Below are 3,914 nucleotides of genomic sequence, written 5' to 3'. Positions count from 1 at the left end.
GTGCAGGTCTTCCAGAGCAGCCTCGGCAGCAGCGACCTGGGCTTCGACGCCTCGCTCGAGGCCATCGCCCGCGACCCGGTTCCCCCGCGCGTGCTGGGCTGGGACCCGTTCCCGGGGACGACCGTCGGCAATCTCGCCTCGGTCACCGTCACCTTCAGCGAACCGGTCACCGGCGTCGTGGCGGCGCACCTGCGGATCAACGGCATCGGGGCCCGGTCGGTCTTGGTGGCCGGCCCGGCGACCCACCGCTTCGAGTTCACGCCACCGCCGCCCGGACCGGTCACCGTGTCCTGGGATCCCGCGCACACGGTCACGGACCTGGCCGAGCCGCCCAACCGGATGGACGCCGGACTGGCCGGCAACGGACCGGTGACCTACACGCTGGTGGACCGTTCCCCGCCGATGGTGGTCACCCTCCAGCCGCCCGACGGGGCGGCCGTGCGGACGCTCGACTCGGCGACCGTGCTCTTCAGCGAGGCGGTGAGCGGCGTGGACGCCGCCGACCTGCGGGTCAACGGCCAACCGGCCGACTCGGTCGTGGTGCTCGACGCCAGCCGGTACCGGTTCGGGTTTTCGCAGCCCGCTCCCGGGCAGGTCCAGTTCACCTGGGCCGCGGATCACGGCATCACCGACCTGGCCGCGAGCCCCAACGCCTTCACCGGGGCTCCCTGGAACCTGAGACTCGACCCGGGCGCCTCGGAGGCGTCGCCCTACCTGAGCGAGTTCATGGCCTCGAACACCCGCACCCTCAAGGACGAGACCGGCCAGTTCGTCGACTGGATCGAGCTCTTCAACCCGTCCGACACGGCGGTCGACCTCACGGGCTGGAGCCTGACCGACGATCCCGGCGACCTGGCCAAATGGCGCTTCCCGGCCACGAACCTCGCAGCCGGCGGGTTCCTGGTGGTCTTCGCCTCGGGCGCGGACCGGCGGACCCCCGGGGCACGGCTGCACACCGGCTTCCAACTCTCGGCCGGCGGCGAATACCTCGCGCTGGTGCGCCCCGACGGCGTGAGCGTGGCCAGCGAATTCAAGCCCACCTACCCACGGCAGGTCCCCGACCTGTCCCACGGGGTGGTGCAGGTGCCGGCCGGAAGGTCCTGGGAGCGGGGGGCCTCCGGGGTCTACTTCACGCAAGCCACCCCGGGTGCCCCGAACCTCGGCGGCACCGCCATTCCCGGCCCCGTGATCGAGGAGGCGCGCCACAGCCCCCAGGTGCCCACCGACACCGAGGACCTGCGGGTGACGGCCAAGGTCCGGGCGAGCTTCCAGCCGGTGGCCTCGGTCACCGTGCGTTACCGGGTGCTCTTCGGTGCGGAAGCCAGCCTGTCCATGGCGGACGACGGGGCCCATGGCGACGGTGCCGCCGGGGACGGAGTCTACGGGGCGACGCTGCCGGCCGACCTGGCCGCGCCGGGCCAGATGATCCGCTACCGCATCGTCGCCACGGATTCCCAGGGAACGACCTCGCGCTGGCCGCTCTTCCCGAGCCCGACCACCTCGCCCGAGTACCTCGGCACCGTGGTGCAGCCCACCAACCTGACCACGCGCCTGCCGGTCTTCCACCTCTTCGTCGCGCCCAACCAGCTCGGGGCCATCGACACCGAGACCGGCGGCCGGGTGTCGCTCTTCCACGACGGCGAGCTCTACGACAACGTGTACATGGAGCTGCGCGGCAACACCTCGGCCGGGCTCAACAAGAAGTCCCACCGGCTCGAGTTCCACCGGGGCCACGAACTGCGCCACCCGGGGCCGGGCGGCAGCGTGCGCAAGTCGGCCCTCCTGGCCGAGTACCTCGACCCCGCCTACCTGCGGCAGGGGCTCTGCTTCTGGTTCCTTGACCAGATCGGCGTGCCCTCGCCCTTCCACTATCCGGTGCGGGTCCAACTCAACGGGCAGTTCTACCAGCTGGCCTTCCACAACGACGTCATCGGCCAGGAGCAGATGGAGCGCATGGGCTATGACCCGCGCGGCGCCCTCTACAAGGCCGTGGGCAACGTCACGCCGAACTTCGCCAGCACCGGGGTCTTCCAGAAGCTCGAGCCGGACAACGATCCCAGCCGCACCGACTACCTGCAGCTGGCCAACGGCATCAACGAGTCGGCCCCGCTGGCCACCCGACGCAACACGGTGTTCGACCTGCTGGACCTGCCACAGGTCATCAACCACCTGGCGGGCACCCGGTGGTGCGCCGAGAACGACGACGTCTGGGCCAACATGAGCCTCTACCGCGACACCTTCGGGGACGGCCTCTGGCGCAACATCCCCTTCGACATGAACGCCTCGTGGGGCCAGCTCTATGGCGGCAGCAACCCGCTGGAGGCCACGGTGGACGGCTCCAAGAGCCACCCGCTGTACGGGGGCTCGAGCACCGGGGGCAACTTCAACCGCCTGTACGACGTGATCGTGCGCCTGCCCGAGACCCGGCAGATGCTCCTGCGGCGGCAGCGCTCGATCCTCGACCTGATGGTGCAGCCGCCCGGGACCCCGTTCGAGCGGCGCATCCTGGAGAACCGCGTGATCGCGATGACCAACCTCCTCGGGCCGGAGGCGCTGCTCGACCGGGCCAAGTGGGGCGCCTCGCCCTGGGCGGCCAACAAGACCTTCGCCGCCGGCGTGGGCGACCTGCTCAACCAGTTCATCGAGCCGCGCCGCCGTCACTGGTACCAGACCCACAGCATCACCAACACCGCCCGGCCCATCGGCATCAACAACACCAGCAACGCCGGGATCCCGCTGGCCCAGCCGGACGACGCCACCCCGGAGATCCTGGGCGTGGAGTTCAACCCGGCCTCGGCCGACCAGGCCCAGGAATGGGTGGCCCTCACCAACCGCTCGGGCCTGGCCCTCGACCTGAGCGGGTGGCGCCTGTCCGGTGCGGTGGACTTCACCTTCCGGCCGGGCACGGTGATGCCCTCCAACAGCGTGATGTACGTCAGCCCCGACGTCCGGCGGTTCCGCGCCCGCACCTCCGGGCCGCGCGGGGGCCAGGGTCTCTTTGTGGTGGGTCCGTATTCCGGGCAGCTGTCGGCCCGGGGTGAGACCCTCACCCTGCGCAACGCGGCCGGGAGCCCCACGCATCAGCTGGCCTACCTGGGTGACCCCAGCCCGGCGCAGCGCTGGCTGCGGATCACCGAGCTGCACTTCAACCCGCCGCCCCAGCCGGCCGGTGCCGTGCCGTCCGAGGAACATGAGTTCATCGAGCTGCGGAACCTGTCGACGACCGACACGATTGACCTCGTCGGGGTGCGGCTGGTCGACGGCGTGGAGTTCGACTTCGGCTCGGGCACGATCCGGCGCCTCGAGCCCGGAGGGCGGCTGGTGGTGGTGTCCAACCCCACCGCATTCGCAGCCCGCTACGGCACCTCGGTGCCCGTGGCCGGGCAATACGTCGGGCGCCTCGACAACGGGGGTGAGCGACTCCGCCTGCTCGACGGCGGTGGTGAGGAGGTGCTGGACTTCGAGTACCGCGACTGGCACCCGGCGGCCGACGGTGGAGGCATGGCGATGGAGGTGGCGGACGAACAGGCCACGCCGGATACCTGGAACGACCGGGCCCAATGGCGGGCCGGCACCACCCAGGGCGGCACCCCGGGCACCGGCGGACCGGACGACGGGCTGCGCCTGACCGCGCAGGTCTCGGCCGGGGGGCTCGTGCTGAGGTTTCCCGCGGCGGCCGGCCGGAGCTACACCCTGCAGGCCTCCGGCGCACTCGAGGCCAGCGGGGTCTGGACTCCGATCCTGGAGGTGCCGGGCCGGCCAGAGGCCCGGCAGGTCGAACACCTCGAACCGCTCCCGGGCGGTCAGCGGTTCTTCCGCGTGGTGTCCAAAGCCGGCCCGTGACGGGTGCGCCCGATCGGGCGCCCGTGTCGGAAACGCTCTGGCCGCGGAGCCGGAGCCGCCCCAAGGTGCCC

General features: G+C 71.5%; 1 protein-coding gene. It reads left to right on the top strand.

Features of this window, described 5'->3' with window-relative positions:
* Nucleotides 1-3,843 (top strand): lamin tail domain-containing protein (locus tag ADBZ5U_RS14880; protein ID WP_526811477.1); only part of this gene is annotated, 3,843 nt, incomplete at its 5' end.
* Between the last annotated feature and the right edge of the window lie 71 nt (nt 3,844-3,914).

The sequence above is a fragment of the Mycobacterium sp. genome (assembly GCF_040398885.1).
GTDB lineage: Bacteria > Actinomycetota > Actinomycetes > Mycobacteriales > Mycobacteriaceae > Mycobacterium.
Note: the sequence above shows the minus strand (reverse complement) of the source record. Positions and strands in the feature narration are given on the sequence as shown.